Here is a 15,835-nt window from a genome sequence, read left to right as displayed (position 1 = left end):
GTCAATTACTTAAAGAGTTTTTTAATTAGTACCAAGATATTCTATACACCACTGCCAAATCTTGTTCACAGTAGTATTAGAGTGTGAGGATTTTTTCCGTACAAGATAATAACTTGGTTCAATGGTCATTATTTCCGAAACAACCTGTACCAGTTTTCCTGATTTAATCTCTTCATCTACAAAGGCTCGGCATGCTAACGCAATGCCTTGCCCTGACAAAGCAGCGTCTAATGCCAGAGTGGTTTGACTAAAAACAAGTCCAGATAACTTAACATTTGTATTTAGGAACTTGGGCCAGTTATCGTGAGCATCATGTAGAAGTGGCATTGATATTAATTGTTCAGGCTTTAAAGGAAGAGTTAAATCTTGGACAAGAAAAGGACTTGCCACAACAATCAGTTCCTGACGGAACAATAACTGCGCTTCCAAATTCTCTGGAAATGACTTTTTAGTAAGGCGTACAGCAATATCAACCTGATCCCGATCAAAATCTGATACAGCTTCAGTAGCTAATGTATGCAGCTTGATATCAGGCAATGATGTATGTAGTTTACCTAAAAGAGGGATCAACAACTTGGCAGCAATCGTCGGAGTTACACTAATGGTTACGCTATCAGGTTGATCCAAAATCGATTCCGTTTATTCTGTAAGAATATCAAAGGCATGAGTCATATTGACCAAGTAATTAGCTCCCTCTGGAGTCAAAGCCAGTCCTCTTGGAAGACGCTGAAATAGTGTAACCCCCAGATGTTCCTCCAATGCCCGGACCTGCTGAGCAATCGCACCTTGGGTAACTCCCAGTTCATCCGCAGCAGCACGGAAACTCAACTTCCGTCCTGCCGATTCAAAAGCACGCAAAGCATTTAAAGATGGGAGTTTCCGACGAGATAACATAGAACCAAATAGACAGTAGTTTTTCTACACTCTAATGCGTTTATTAATCGTGTGCAAGTCATTCAACTAGTTGAAATAATGTCCTAATAAAAGCAATTTTTATGCTGAGTCTTCCTTTAGAAAATAAAGTATAGGACTGGAAAATTATCCTGACTGAGGTGTCTGTTATGGCAAATGATCTTATTCAAATTAATACTTTGGCCTGGAAAGAACTTGAATTGGCAACTATCACCCCTGAATCAGGTTTCCGCTATATCAATCTATGCTCGGTAGATAAAGAGGATACGCCACAGGCCAGAATGGTCGTGCTAAGACATGTAAATCAATTAAAACGTATTCTTGAGATCCATACCGATATTCGCAGTCCAAAATGGAATGAACTCTTGGCAAACCCATCTACGACCATTCTGGGGTTTTGCTCAAAGACGCGTTTGCAGCTTCGCCTAAAAGGTATTGCCACACTTCATGCTTCTGGTACTGAAGTTGCTCAACAGGCATGGCAATCATTGAGTATATGGACACAGAGAACCTATACGGGTGGACCACCAGGAGATGAGTGTGCTTTTACCACTGGTTGCCACTCACTTCTAGAAACAGACAGTGATGAAAGACAAGATGGATATTCATGTTTTGGTGTTATTTCTGTCCAGATTGAGATTTTAGACTGGTTTCAATTGCAGCACCAAAACAACCAGCGTGCATATTTCACTTATGACAACGATGGAAATTTGATGAATAGCCATTGGATTAACCCCTAAACTGACTCAATAGGATACAGATAAGATGCTTCGCGCTTATGTCGCACTAGTTCTACTTGGAATCATTTGGGGAACAAATTTTATCTATATGAAATGGGCCACTATCCTTATTTCCCCCTCACAAACCGTATTCCTGCGAGTCCTATTTGGATTTCTTCCTCTTTTAGTGATTGCTATTTATACAAGGGCAATCAATCGCCAGCAATTACGTTATCTCCCTCATTTCACCGTGATGTCAGTATTGGCAACGACACTCTATTATTATGGGTTTGTCGCTGGAACAGCTCTTCTTCCCACCAGTATCGCTGGACTGCTTAGTGGCTCTATTCCCATTTTTACGTTCTTGGCTTCCATCATATTTCTTCGTGAGGAACAACCTACAAAGCGGATGACCCTTGGAATTATACTAGGATTCCTAGGCATCATCTTAAGTGCCAGACCATGGGAAAGCACACAGGAGATCCCTTTGATGGGTATCGTATGGATGATTGTTGGAACACTCAGTGTTGGATGTTCTTTTGTTTATGCCCGATATTTTCTTTCTCCCTTAAACTTACCTCCAGTGGCATTAGCAACATGGCAGTCAGGCATCGCAACACTTACATTGTTGCTTCTAACAGACTTTGACCATATTACTGCGATTACATCGGACATCCATACACTATGGGGGGTGATTATTGGCCTAGGGATGTTGGGAACGGGAGGTGCTTTCTTCATTTATTACTACATCATTCAAAAGCTTGGACCAGTAAAAGCTGCTGGGGCTACATATATTGCCCCAATTGTGGCTGTTATCATTGGCGCTATGATTGGAGAAAGTATAGGAGTAATTGAATTATTGGCATTAGTTTTGATTCTTGGAGGGGTGGTGTTAATTCAACTTCCCAAAAATACTTAAGTTTTAGCTTTTTATTGGAAATAAAAAGCGACTACTTTGAGTCGCTTTATTATTTTGTTCACTCTTAGCGAGGAGGAAAACCAGCCTCTGTTAAAGCCTCAACCACTTGTTGCTGAGTTGCAGTTGTTTCAACTTTCACACTGCGATTTGGAGGATCAGTAATTACCTTTGCATTAGCATCAACTGCTTGAATTGCTCTGGTGACACCACGGGCACAACCGCCACAGGTCATACCTTCAACATGAAATTCCATATTTATCTCCACTATTATTCAAGATTTATTTAATATAAACCTTGCCATAATTGTAAGGTCAAGTCTTACTAAAATTTAATTAAGTAAAAAGTAGTTATTTTGGCCATTTCTGGTGGTAATCATCAATTACATATTCATGAATATGGATTCCATTGACCAGATGTTGTTGCAAATGCTCATGTTCTGGTGGTAAATCATCATGATTATGAGCCAAATACATTTCGTCCTGAGCTGACCATACACGCATCGCAAGTATGAGTGAAATAACGGCAATTACTGCCATAGGTATAAAAGTCTGTAATGTTCCCACATTGGTACTCAACCACCCAACTAATGGATAAGTAATCAACCAGCACGCATGAGAAAACGCAAATTGTGCTGCAAATAAAGCTGTTCTATTTTCACTGGATGCTGATTTACGAATTAATCGCCCTGTTGGTGTTTGAGCCACTGAATAGCCCACACCTAAAATAAACCACAATGCCAATAACCAAGCATAGGAATGAATAAAATAGCCAGAGAACAAGCCAATGGTCAGTATGGTTGTACCTGTTAACATCACGGTTCTATCATTAAATTTATCAAGAACTTTAGGCAATATAAATGCTGAAAGCATAGAACCAAGACCAAATAGACCAAACGCCCAAGTTGTTGCATGTTCTGTCAGTTTAAAGGTTGATTGAACCAGTACCACTGTATTGACAATAACTACAGCACTTGCCGAAGCAATGGCTAGATTTAATGCAAGTAAGGCTTTCAATCGTGGAGTATTAAAATATATTTTTGCCCCCTGTTTGATTCGACTATATATACCTTTAAATTCAGGAATTTTTGCTACAGGTAGTTTTGCACTGACAACAAATAATGCTGAACCAATGAAGCCAATGACTGTACCTAAGAATAAATTGTTATAACTAATAACTGTCAATAACAGCCCTGCTAACATCGGGCTAATTATATTTTCTAAATCATAAGCTAGACGGGACAATGATAAGGCGTTGGTATAATCTTTTTCATCAGGCAATACATCTGGAATCGTTGCCTGAAATGTAGGGGTAAATGCTGCTGATGCGGATTGTAAAATAAAAATTAACAGGTAAATCTGCCAGATTTGGGTTACAAATGGTAAGCAAAGTGCTGTTAATGCCCGAATAATATCTAATCCAACCAAAACCTTTTTTCGGGGTAAACGTTCTGCAAAAGCTGAGGCAACAGGTGCGACGGCAATATAAGCAATCATTTTAATTGCCAGTGCAATACCGAGAACCTGTGCCGCTTTTTCGCCAGCCATATCATACGCAAGTAAAGCCAATGCAATCGTAATTAAGCCAGTACCAATTAATGCAATCACTTGTGCAAGAAATAGATGTCTATATGTTGTGTTTTTTAATACTGTAAACATTTTATCGGCTCTCCTAGTTCACCTGCTTTATCCATAGGACACTTAAGAGCATTGCCCTTAAATGTCCTTAAATAGATTAAAAAATCCGTTTTATTTCACTAAACTGTCCTTCAACTGTTAAAGTTACTGTGACAGATTCTTTGTTACGGTTTCGCCAGAACCAACCATGTTTACCGTCAAATGCAGCCGTTAAAGTCCCTGATTGCTGAGTTTCATTTCGACCTTTGCCATAACCATGATAAAAATCTTTCGGGGCATTCACTGGGTCTCCATGTGTATCAAAATTCAAACCACCACCTGATGTTTTCCAGTCGAAATTAACACTTGCACCTTTAGGCATTGCCAGTTTCACTTCTGTTGCCTGACCAGCCTTGAGGTCAATCGAAATAGATTCTTTGGTCACAGCAGGTATCATTTTGGCTGGTTCACTTTCATTTGAAACCTTTGTATTTGCTTCTGTTTGTCCTAGAGCTTGGGTTGCCTCTGAAACACTAGTATCTTGTCCAGAAATATCAAACTCTTCTGCAAAACCGCCAGTGTTTTCGCCCAATCCCTGTTCAGCTTCTTTGGCTAAAGACTGTTTAATTTCTCCCATCTCAACCAAACCAATGGCTTTTCCTATACCTGTTGGGTCGATACCATATTCAGCGGGCATCACACATGTCACTAATACAACTACCGCACTTATGGCTGCAATTACTGTTGATTTAATCAACTTTTTGGAAGATGGAAGTTGAATATTTTTTGGAATTTCAGTGTTGTACATAATTCAATCCTTATTGTGTGATAAAGCCAGTAAGCTGATAGCCGACCAATAAAAAACCAAGAAACATCAAAAAGACATTACTTTGATAAGCTGTTTTAAAGAAGTAAGGGGTTTTTCGCCACATGGTCATAAATAGCAAAATGATGCACAGTGCCATGAGCTGACCGAGTTCAACACCGACATTAAATGAAATTAAATTTGCCAATAGGCCATCTTTAGGGACTTCATATTCCTGAATTTTGACGGCTAAACCAAAACCATGTATCAGACCAAAAATTAAGGTTGCAATTTTGGTATTGGGTTGATACCCAAACCATCTTTGATAAGCACCCAAATTATCTAAGGCTTTATAAACAATAGAGAAACCAATGATTGCATCAATAATGTAGGCATTCATTGAGATGTTGTAGTACACACCAATCAGCATGGTGATTGAGTGACCAATGGCAAAAAGGCTGACATATAAGCCTATATCTTTTATTCGATATAGGAAGAAAATAATGCCAACGAGAAACAATAGGTGGTCGTATCCCGTGAGCATATGTTTCGCTCCCAAATAGATAAATGGGATGATATGGACACCGTAGATTTCCTGAATGTAACCTTTGTCACCTTCCGAAACACCATGCGCAAATAACATTGGGCTAAACAAGAATAGGCTTAATACTACTATCAGTTTTAAGCGGCTTCTTGATTTCACCCACTGCAAGAAAGAACTTGTCATATAAATTAAACTCCAAAAAATTAAATGATGAATTGATAATTCATTCATTTTTTGGCGGTTTAAAAATGCGACTCATCACTAAAAGGGTATAGTGTTTGATTCTGTCAATAATTTGAGAATTGAAAATCAGTACAATAAAACTAATATTTTGACCAACATCATAACCAACAAAATGTTCATGATAAGTATCTTGGTGGCTATGTATATGCGGTTGATTCACTTCATGTGGATGTGTTTCTGCATAAGGTGCGTTCTGAAATGAACTGATTTCAGTTACATGTGTATTAGAATGCAGGCACAATGCAAGACTAAGGATGCAGACAAGCCACATCATTGTTCCTTTAAACTTTTTATCTTGCACCATGCCTATCATTTCATTTCTTCCCTAAACCTGTTGCTCAGAGAAATTTTCTACTTCTGCTTTACGCTTGGCTCTTTGATTGAACCAGACATACAAGGTAGGCAGAATAATCAATGTAAGTAATGTGGAAGAAATAATCCCGCCAATAACTACAGTTGCGATTGGGCGTTGAACCTCTGAACCAATGCCGACATTTAACGCCATTGGAATAAATCCCAGAGAAGCAACCAGAGCCGTAATTAATACAGGTCTTAATCTTTCTAAAGCACCATGCTTTACCGCATCAACCAAACTTTGACCTTGAGCTTGCAAGCGTTGAATTGCGGTGACTAAGACCAATCCATTTAATACCGCCACACCTGAGAGGGCAATAAAGCCCACAGCAGCAGAGATTGAAAGTGGAATATCCCTTAATGCTAAAGCGATGACACCACCAGTTAATGCAAATGGCACACCAGTAAAGACCAATAAACTATTACGAATATTCCCTAATGCCATGTAAATCATGGTAAAGATTAATAATAGTGCTACAGGTACAATAATCATCAAACGATTAGTAGCAGACTGCATCTGCTCAAATGTACCGCCCCAAGACATCCAGTAACCTTCTGGTAATTTGAATTGGGAATCTACTTTGGCTTGAGCTTCAGCAATATAACTACCCATATCTGTTCCACGTACATTGGCAGTGATGACTATTCGGCGTTTACCATTTTCACGAGAAATCTGGTTTGGACCTTGAATGGTTTTTAACTCAATCAAATCGGACAACAGTACACTTGACCCATCTGGCAAACGCATTGGAATTTGATAGAGTTTTTCCAGATTACTGACCGCACTTTCTTCCATTCTAACGACAATATCGAACTTTCTATCACCCTCAAACATTCTGCCTGCGGTTTGCCCAGTAATCAGACTAGATACTTTATTTTGAACATCTTCAGCATCTAAACCATAATTGGCAATCATGTCCCGCTTAAGTTCAATAGAAACCATTTGTAGACCAGACATTTGTTCAACTTTTAAATCGGCAGTTCCATTAACAGTTTCAAGGATATCTGCGACTTCATTGCCAAGTTCCAACAGTTGTTCCAAATCATCACCTGAAATTTTTACAGCAACATCCGTACGTACACCAGAAATCAACTCATTAAAACGCATCTGAATGGGTTGGGTGAACTCGTAGTTATTGCCATAAACACCTTTTGAAACTCGTTCAATTTCTGCCACGACATCAGCTTTTTCCTTATTTGGATTTGGCCATTCACTACGGGGTTTTAACATGACATAGTTATCTGCCACGTTTGGCGGTACAGGGTCAGTTGCTATCTCTGCCGTACCAATTTTGGCAAGAATGGTTTTGACCTCTGGAATCTTTTTAATCTCTCGTTCAAGTGCATATTGCATTTCGATTGCCTGAGTTAAAGACGTGCCAGGAATACGCAATGCGTGTAATGCCACATCCCCCTCATCCAGTGATGGAATAAACTCTGAACCAAGACGACTAGATAAGCTGGCACTAAAGACCAAGAAACCTGCGACAAAAGCAACCAGTACCATTCGATGATTAAGTGACCAGTTCAGAACAGGGTTATAAAACTTCTTAATGCCATGAATGATTTTAGATTCTTCATCTTTTACTTTGCCTGTAGTCACCAATGCAATCATGGCAGGAACAAAAGTAATCGAGAGAATCATCGCTGCAAGTAATGCCATCACCACTGTTGCTGCCATTGGCGTGAACATTTTTCCTTCAACACCTGTCAGCGTCATCACAGGTAGATAAACCAGAATAATGATAAGCTGACCATAAAGAATGGCTTTTCTAGATTCTTTGGTGGCATCAAATACTGTGGCAAATCGTTCCTGTCGAGTTAGTACTCTCCCTAACTCTTTCTGTTTTAAAGCAAGTTTTGCCAGAGATGCTTCGACAATAACCACAGCACCATCAACGATAATCCCGAAGTCCAATGCCCCAAGACTCATTAGATTGGCACTGATTTTCTGATTGACCATGCCTGTAATGGTCATCAACATGGATAATGGAATGACCATTGCTGTAATAAGTGCGGCACGGAAATGCCCAAGAAAGATAAATAGAACCACAATCACAAGGATTGCACCTTCTAACAGATTCTTTTTAACGGTTTCAATTGTTGCATCAACCAGTGTAGTACGGTTATAAACAGCTTTCGCTTCCACACCTTCTGGTAGTGACTTCTGGACTTCCTGTAATTTTTGATCTACAGCATGGGCGACACTACGAGAGTTCTCTCCAATGAGCATGAATGCTGTACCCAATACAATTTCCTGACCATTCTTGGTCGCTGCACCTGTACGCAATTCACTTCCGATAGATACTTCTGCAACATCATTTAAACGCAGGATATAGCCATTACTTGTCGTAATTGGAATACTCTTGATTTGCTCAATTGATGTGATTTGTGAATCTGAACGCAGTAGATATTGCTCACCATTTTTTTCAATATAACCAGAACCTTTGTTCATGCTATTTTTTGAAATAGCTTCAACAATTACCTGTTGGTCTAAGCCGATACTCCGCAAATAAGGATAATTAGGACGTACCACAAATTGTTTTACATAGCCACCAATGGTATTGATTTCATTGACACCCTCAACATTTCGCAGTTGTGGCTTAATCACCCAATCCTGCAATGTCCTTAAATCCGTAGCTGACATTGGATTTGGATTATTGGGTGTATTCTCAACGGTATACATAAAGATTTCGCCAAGTCCTGTAGACACAGGTCCCATTGAAGTGGAAATACTACTTGGCAGACTTGGTACAACACCTTGAATCCTTTCATTCACCAATTGGCGGGCAAAATAAATATCTGTACCTTCTTTAAAGATAACAGTGACTTGTGATAATCCATATCTTGATACCGAACGCGTATAGTTAAGATTGGGGATACCTGCTAGGGCTGTTTCAATTGGAAAGGTCACCTGAGTTTCCATTTCCAGTGGCGAGAGTCCCTGAGCCTCGCTGTTAATTTGTACCTGAACATTGGTAATATCAGGGACTGCATCAATTGGCAGTTTGAAATAGTTATAGACACCAAATGCACCGATAAACAAAAATACAATCAATACCAACCAACGGTTCTTGATTGACAGTTTTACAATCTGGTCAAACATGTTCGCTACTCCTGCTTTTAATGGTCATGAGAAGCGCCAGATTTACCCAGCTCTGCTTTTATAAGATAAGAATTACCTGCTGCATATTTTTGTCCAACTTTTAAACCCGATTTGACTTCAACAAAGCCATTGAATTTTTCCCCCAATTCGAGTGGACGAACCTCAAAGTCATCACCAACACGAAGAAAAACTACATCCCAGTCACGATAGGTTTGTAGTGCATCTTCACGCACCACCATCGGTTTCATGGATTGACTTTCAAAGATTTGTGCTGAAATCAACTGACCTGAACGCCAGTTAAACTGATTGGGAATTTCAACAAAGGCTTGAGCGGTACGAGTTTTAGGGTCAATCACATCACTGATATATTTAATACGCCCCAGTGCTTCTTCTGAATCTGCTGTCTGTGACTTGATGGTGACTTTATTGCTTGCTTTCACCACATTCAATTGATCAGCAGGTATATTCACCACTGCCAAAAGCTGTGAGGTATTGGCAATTTTAAACATCGGGGTAGATGGATTAACATTTGTACCAATGGCACTGAGGATTTCCAACACTGTACCTGACATGCCAGCACGTACTTCAATCATTCCATTGCTAGAACCACCATATGAGCTAATCATGTTATTTAACTCATTGACACGGACCTGAGCATTATCAAATTCACGTTTGGCATTAATATAGTCAATTTCAGGGGAAACACGTTTTTGCCATAAAGCCCGTTCTTGCTCCATTTTTTTACGTGTAAATTGCAAGGTATCCTGAGCAATGGTACGTTCCGCATTTAAACGAATCACATCCTGACTTTGTACGGTTGCCAACAAGTCACCCTGACTGACCTTATCACCAATGGTACGATAGGTTTTAACCAGTGTACCGCTTGCTTTTGGGGTAATAAAACTCTCAAAATTGTCTGGAAATTTCAGCTCACCTTTAAGCTGTAAGCTATTTTCAAACATCATCGGTTGAACCGTTAATAATTCCAGTCCGCTACTTTTTAGACTGGCATCGGGAATATTGGCACGACCTTCTTTGGTGTCCCATTGCCATGTATGCTTTTTGCCTTGATATTCAACATTAATCATCATCAAGAATGAATGTGGTTCATAAATCACTTCATTTCCAATCAGATAGTCACTTTCAGGAACAAAGCGAATATTCTGTTCCGCATCAAGACGTTTGATGAAAATATTTGCTGTAAGTTCTTGAGGCTTTAAGGGCTTATCCTTGAAATAGCCATATACACGCAAATGAGGTTCAACACCTTCCTCAAAAATCTTAACTTCCGTAGAGAAATCGCCATCTCGATATAAGCGTCCACCATGTGGGCCTTTTTCATCACCTGCAACCGTAACGCTTTCCTCTACCGCTTCACCTGAACTCGCCTGTGGTTTATTACCTGTCTTATACCAAGCAATCGCACACAGGATAATCAGTAATGCAACAACACCTGTTGCAATTAAAGTATTGGTGGTTTTATTCATGTTGTTCCCCCTATTCCTGCTCTAAATTGGTGACGTAGTTTTTTTCAATCTCTGCAATTTGATTTTGCAAAGCCAACCACAGGTCATAACGGGCTAACTGTTTATCCAACCAGATTTGCTTATTGCTATTAAATTCCAATAGAGAAATCTTGCCTGCCTGATAGCCCAGTTCAGCAATACGTAAACTTTCATTGGCTGCGGGTAATACCGTGCTGTCATATTGCTTGATTGCATCAATCAGGTTTGAAATCTCAACCGATTTATTTTCCAATTCAATTTTAGCGTTACGATTTGCCCAGACAGATTGAGTTTCCGCATTGGCTTGGGTTGCTTGAGCAATGGCAATATTGCCTTTATTACGATTGAAGACAGCGAGTGGAATTGAGGTGGAAACTAAAAATACCTTGTCACTGGTTTCCTGATAATTTCGGACACCAACACCCAATGTAATATCAGGTACAGCCTCTTTTTTTGCCAATTCAAGTTGCGTTTTTGCCAACTGTGTTTTTAAGACACTTTCCTGCTCCAATAAACTGACACGATTGGAAAAGTTACTATCCAAAGGCACTTCAATGGCTTGATTTGGCAAATCAGGAAGATACTTAGAGCAAAGATTTTTCTGATATTGAATCTTCTTTAACTCATTTTGATAACGTAAAGCTGATTCTGCTGACAACGCCGAACTTAACTGGACATCAGAGGGAATCACACGACCGTACTTTAACTTTTCAGTGAGTACATTCACTTGTCGTTTATACAAATTACTTTCGGTTGAAAAAATTTCAGCACGTTGAGTTGCAACATACCAGTTTGATAGACAAGTCCTTAATTCTGATTTAAGTTCTGCCTGACGTTTGACAATCTCAAACTGGTTATTGCTACCCTGAAACCCTGCCAGTTGTTTACGTAAATGTAGCTTATTATTCAAGGGAATATCTTGAGAAAGCCCAATCATGGTGGTAGGGCCATCAAGCTCTTTTAGCTTGGAATTTCCTAAATTATCCAACTCCACATTAAAAGTTGGATTGTTCAATCGCCCAGCATATTGTTGATTAACATCATACGCAGACTGCGATTGCTGCAAACTCTGGAGAATTGCATCGTTTGCTAATACCTGTTGTTGTAGTCGGGCATAATCTTGCTTTGCAAAAGCAGGTGCTGCCGTGACTACCAAACCACAGGTAAGAAATATCTGATAAATTTTAGACATGACTTTACCTATACAAAAAAAATGAAAAATTATTTTTTGTATAGAAAAATCAATTACGTAAAACGATTAAAGCTTTTGTATAAGTATAAGAGTTACTAATAAAAGATTGCCTTTTCCTAAATCCAAAAGACCTAATAGGTATTTCAAAAAAACTAAGAAAAAGTAGTATAAGAGGTAGGGCAAAGCTCAAGAAGAATACAGGATCAAGAGCAAAATGTTCTTGAATCGTAATAGGCTTAACTGAATGTTGTAAAGCAGATTGATCATAACTTTTCCAATTATGATTTTTTGTATCTTCCTGAGAAATTTGATTATCATGATGAACTAGAGTCCAGTGACTTATATCTCCAGACACAATAGAAATATTTAGATCATGGTGATGGTCTAAATTTTTAGCAATTACAGGCGCCCATGTATAAACACCCGTAGTTGTTATTGAAAACAAAAACAGGACAAATACAAGAATAAGTTTTATGAACTTATTATTTGACATACTGACCAGATTCACCTTTTATCTGTACCAAGAATACTTAATCAAGTTTCAAAAGTAAATGTCTTAAAAACAAACTAGAAACACTTATTCATGATGATCTGAAATATAGTTTACCGTGTATTTGGGGATTTCTACTTCCAAGTTTTCATCTTGGACTTTAACCTGACAAGATAGTCTTGATTCAGCCGTAAGCCCCCAAGCACGATCCAGTAAGTCAGCCTCTACATCATCCATTTCTTCCAGACTATCAAACCCTTTTTTCACGACAACATGACATGTTGTACATGCACCTGATAAATCGCAGGCATGTTCTATGGGAATGCCATGATCCAATAAACTTCGACATAAATTACTTCCACTTTCAATTTCAAGTTCCGCACCCTGTGGACAAATCTTTTCATGCGGAAGAACTATAATTTTTGGCATATAACATAATCCTCAATTCATCAAATTTATAGATAAAACAAGGGGCTTTAAAAAGCCCCTCATTTAAAAGAACATCGAATAGAGAAGTATCTACTTATGTTTACTTAACCATTCATTCATCATCTTGATTTCTGATTCCTGGGCAGAGATAACATCTTCAGCAAGCTGACGCACTTCTGGATCAGAACCGTATTGAAGAACTACTTTAGCCATATCAATTGCACCTTGATGATGGGGAATCATGCCTCTCATGAAATCAACATCAGCATTTCCTGTAAATGGAACCATCATATCTGCGTGCATTTCATCATTGACCTTAATGTATGCTTGAGTTGATGGGCTATCTTCATTTTTGCTGTCAGAATGATTTTTATTTTTTGCCAACCATTCATTCATCATCTTGATTTCTGACTCCTGGGCAGAGATAACATCTTCAGCAAGCTGACGCACTTTTGGATCAGAGCCGTATTGAAGAACTACTTTTGCCATATCAACCGCACCCTGATGGTGAGGAATCATACCCAACATAAAGTCAGTATCTGCATTTCCCGTGAAATCAATACCCATTCCGCTGTGCATACGAGTATTTACTTCCATATAGGCATTTGTAGATGGATTATCTGTTTTAGCTGAACCATTCATATCATGGTGCATTGAATGGCTTTCATGTTTATTCTCACTCATTGAATTATCCTTTGGAGCGTCAGAAGAGGAACACCCCGCACTAAATACAATCGCACCGATCATTAACATTGGAACAAAGCGTTTCATGGAGTTATCCTCTTACTACAATTATGAAAAAATAATGGGTAATAAGCTCGGAAGTTATTCTTTCCTATCAGGTACATCATTACCCTTGATGTAGTAACTCTATTCTTTCCAATTATGGTAAGGTCAACACCTAATCAAATAAAAATAATTAAAAAATAAAACAATTAAAAACAAATACTTAAATACAATTAACTCCGTAGTGAGTCACAATAATCAATAGAATTAAAAAAATCACCTCCAATCACAAATAATATTTTTATATAAATATAAATGTGATATGTGTTTTCATGGTTTCACAATTATTTATTTGATTATTGGATGCACTACAAAAGACTACAAACATTCTCAAACTTTATACTTAAAAATTATCTTACTTCTCATCTTAAATTTGAGCATTTATGACAATAAAACCTTATTTATTAAAACCTTAAAATAATTATTAAGGTATAATTATTTTAACCATAACTACTATTTTTTGAGTTTCACAATGTCTGAAATTGATTTTTATAAAAGATTGAACAGATTAGAGAAAAGACGAAAAGGTACTGACCTTACATACAATGCTTTTGATAGTGTAACAGCAGGCGTAACTTCATTTAATGAGTTTGATGAATTAAAACGTACAATAGAAAAATGGCAGATTGTATCAGACAAACCATCTATCCGTTATGCAGTAGGAGCAATGCAAGAAGTTAGTAAACGTTACACAGAAATCAGTATTGAAACTGCTAAAAGAATTGAAAAACAATTAGAGCCTAGGCTACTAAATAATCATAACATTGTCACAGAATACAGATTACAAGGGTCAGTTCCCCTAAATATTCATATCAAAGGTGTAAGTGATGTTGATTTACTTGTACTTAACAAATCACATTATCGTACAGAGGGTTATTTAGGTACTTTACGTCATGATGATATAAAAATATTAAGAGAACTCAGGAACGCGTGCACTTATGAATTAAGACAAGCATATCCTGCCGTAACAATTGATACTACTGGTGCTAAATCTATAACTTTAACAGGTGGATCACTTCCTCGGGATGTAGATGTTGTACCCTCTCATTGGGTAGAAACATATGAGTACCAACAACAAAAGCACCTTTATTTAAGAGGAGTCAATATTCTAGATAATAAAACTCCTACTACATTGATGAACTTACCTTTCAAGCATATTTTTTATATAGATTACAAATGTAAATACTATGCTGATGGAGGATTGAAAAAATCTATCCGCCTTTGTAAAACAATAAAAGCCGATTTAGTTGAAGAGGGCAAAGTAATTTACTTAAGTAGTTTTGATCTAGCCTCTATTATGTATCATTCCAATCTAGAAAATTTAAAGAAAGGTAGAACAAATGCTTTAGCAATAGTTCTTGAAACAAAAAGATTTTTTGATTATCTGTATCATAACCCAAACTATAGAAATAGCTTATATACACCTGATATGACCAGAAAAATATTTGATAGTTATCAGAAAGAAACCTCTCTCACAACAATGAGCATTGCCTTAGATAAACTCGTTACGGAAATACGTAAAGATTTGGGTTACCTATATGACGAAACCATTGGCTCTTATCCATTAGTTATCTAATTTTTCCCATAACATTGTTCCCATGGTTCTTCGACCAGTAACATTATAATATTTAGCACTGGCACTTTTATTGTCTTTATGAAGTGTCAGCTCTACAAATCCTCGATGGATACGTAACTCTTCATGATCTAAATCTTTTGGTTTGTTTTCATAACTATAAAGAACTTTGTATTCTTCAATTTCGTCATAAATAATTGCAGCAGAAATACTGTCAGATGTGGAAAATTCTGTTTCTAATCTGATTCTTACTTTATCCCAACTTTGTAAAATTGTTACTTTTCCAATCCACTCTCTATTGTGCTTAATCATTTCAGAATTTTCTTCTTGGTAATCAGAGATACCTTTACATGACCATTCTCCCGAAATATCAGGATATTTCAGAATCTTGAAAAATAAACCTGTTTTCCATATCCATTTATCAAATAGAAAATAAAAAGTAAGAAATAATAAAGCAGTGATAGCACTAGAAATGATGACATTCCAATAAGGAGACAATCCACCCAAGAACTTCAGTAAAAAGTAAATCAATATCCAAGATATAAACGTAGCAAGTGAATAAACATATTTCCCTGCATGAGACCTATTGAATCCATTATGAACACAATATTCATGACCTAATTGCCCCATACATACCCTCTGGAA

15 protein-coding genes and 2 pseudogenes are annotated in these 15,835 nt (G+C 37.8%); 4 read left to right on the top strand and 13 right to left on the bottom strand.

From position 1 onward, the window contains the following. Positions 1-21: 21 nt before the first annotated feature. Positions 22-894, bottom strand: a pseudogene (locus tag ACTJJG_RS12040) (LysR substrate-binding domain-containing protein). A 167-nt stretch (positions 895-1,061) separates the two neighbouring features. Between ACTJJG_RS12040 and ACTJJG_RS12035 the strand changes: the two are divergent. The 3 genes and pseudogenes from ACTJJG_RS12035 (at position 1,062) to ACTJJG_RS12025 (ending at position 2,550) form a co-directional block, all read left to right on the top strand. Then, complete coding sequence (locus tag ACTJJG_RS12035) at positions 1,062-1,652, top strand: pyridoxamine 5'-phosphate oxidase family protein (RefSeq protein ID WP_023187992.1); 591 nt, start codon at positions 1,062-1,064, stop codon at positions 1,650-1,652. Positions 1,653-1,677: 25 nt separating this feature from the next. Continuing rightward, positions 1,678-2,073, top strand: a pseudogene (locus ACTJJG_RS12030) (DMT family transporter); the annotation flags it as partial. A 48-nt stretch (positions 2,074-2,121) separates the two neighbouring features. Further along, entirely contained in the window at positions 2,122-2,550 is a 429-nt protein-coding gene (locus ACTJJG_RS12025; protein ID WP_228136303.1) for an EamA family transporter, read from the top strand. A 64-nt stretch (positions 2,551-2,614) separates the two neighbouring features. Here the strand turns inward: ACTJJG_RS12025 and ACTJJG_RS12020 are convergent, their stop codons facing one another. The 11 genes from ACTJJG_RS12020 to copM form a co-directional block, all read right to left on the bottom strand. Continuing rightward, a complete protein-coding gene (locus ACTJJG_RS12020; protein WP_023187994.1) occupies positions 2,615-2,803 on the bottom strand; it encodes a heavy-metal-associated domain-containing protein in 189 nt (62 codons plus the stop codon). 94 nt (positions 2,804-2,897) lie between these two features. Beyond that, positions 2,898-4,205, bottom strand: a complete 1,308-nt coding sequence (locus tag ACTJJG_RS12015) for an MFS transporter (RefSeq protein WP_023187995.1) — start codon at positions 4,203-4,205, stop codon at positions 2,898-2,900. Positions 4,206-4,281: 76 nt separating this feature from the next. Then, positions 4,282-4,971, bottom strand: a complete 690-nt coding sequence (locus ACTJJG_RS12010; RefSeq protein WP_023187996.1) for a hypothetical protein — start codon at positions 4,969-4,971, stop codon at positions 4,282-4,284. Positions 4,972-4,981: 10 nt separating this feature from the next. Continuing rightward, positions 4,982-5,695 carry a HupE/UreJ family protein gene (locus ACTJJG_RS12005; RefSeq protein ID WP_023270952.1) on the bottom strand — a complete coding sequence of 238 codons (714 nt, stop codon included), beginning with the start codon at positions 5,693-5,695 and terminating at the stop codon, positions 4,982-4,984. Positions 5,696-5,735: 40 nt separating this feature from the next. Continuing rightward, the gene (locus ACTJJG_RS12000) at positions 5,736-6,068 is read right to left on the bottom strand and encodes a hypothetical protein (protein ID WP_023187998.1); all 333 of its coding nucleotides are present in this window, start codon (positions 6,066-6,068) and stop codon (positions 5,736-5,738) included. Between the two features lie 12 nt (positions 6,069-6,080). Further along, positions 6,081-9,215, bottom strand: coding sequence for an efflux RND transporter permease subunit (locus ACTJJG_RS11995; protein ID WP_440608948.1), 3,135 nt, complete (start codon positions 9,213-9,215; stop codon positions 6,081-6,083). Between the two features lie 17 nt (positions 9,216-9,232). Continuing rightward, complete coding sequence (locus ACTJJG_RS11990; RefSeq protein WP_078390278.1) at positions 9,233-10,702, bottom strand: efflux RND transporter periplasmic adaptor subunit; 1,470 nt, start codon at positions 10,700-10,702, stop codon at positions 9,233-9,235. A 10-nt stretch (positions 10,703-10,712) separates the two neighbouring features. Continuing rightward, positions 10,713-11,912, bottom strand: coding sequence for a TolC family protein (locus tag ACTJJG_RS11985; protein WP_440608947.1), 1,200 nt, complete (start codon positions 11,910-11,912; stop codon positions 10,713-10,715). A 49-nt stretch (positions 11,913-11,961) separates the two neighbouring features. Continuing rightward, positions 11,962-12,405: a hypothetical protein gene (locus tag ACTJJG_RS11980; RefSeq protein ID WP_023188002.1), complete on the bottom strand. Its 444-nt coding sequence runs from the start codon at positions 12,403-12,405 to the stop codon at positions 11,962-11,964. An 84-nt stretch (positions 12,406-12,489) separates the two neighbouring features. Then, positions 12,490-12,831 (bottom strand): ISC system 2Fe-2S type ferredoxin, encoded by a 342-nt coding sequence (gene fdx / locus ACTJJG_RS11975; RefSeq protein WP_023188003.1) that lies wholly within the window; start codon positions 12,829-12,831, stop codon positions 12,490-12,492. A 90-nt stretch (positions 12,832-12,921) separates the two neighbouring features. Then, positions 12,922-13,515 carry a CopM family metallochaperone gene (gene copM / locus ACTJJG_RS11970; RefSeq protein WP_131229822.1) on the bottom strand — a complete coding sequence of 198 codons (594 nt, stop codon included), beginning with the start codon at positions 13,513-13,515 and terminating at the stop codon, positions 12,922-12,924. A gap of 574 nt (positions 13,516-14,089) precedes the next feature. Between copM and ACTJJG_RS11965 the strand changes: the two genes are divergently transcribed. Continuing rightward, positions 14,090-15,193, top strand: coding sequence for a hypothetical protein (locus ACTJJG_RS11965; protein ID WP_001289337.1), 1,104 nt, complete (start codon positions 14,090-14,092; stop codon positions 15,191-15,193). Here ACTJJG_RS11965 and ACTJJG_RS11960 read toward each other — a convergent pair. After that, the gene (locus ACTJJG_RS11960; RefSeq protein WP_000530048.1) at positions 15,182-15,820 is read right to left on the bottom strand and encodes a Cap15 family CBASS effector; all 639 of its coding nucleotides are present in this window, start codon (positions 15,818-15,820) and stop codon (positions 15,182-15,184) included. The two genes, ACTJJG_RS11965 and ACTJJG_RS11960, sit on opposite strands and share 12 nt — an antisense overlap. Positions 15,821-15,835: the final 15 nt, after the last annotated feature.

Source organism: Acinetobacter sp. 22512 (assembly GCF_052044755.1).
In the GTDB taxonomy this organism is placed as follows: domain Bacteria; phylum Pseudomonadota; class Gammaproteobacteria; order Pseudomonadales; family Moraxellaceae; genus Acinetobacter; species Acinetobacter pittii.
The sequence above is the reverse complement of the archived record's forward strand: the minus strand, read 5'-3'. Positions and strand labels throughout refer to the sequence as shown.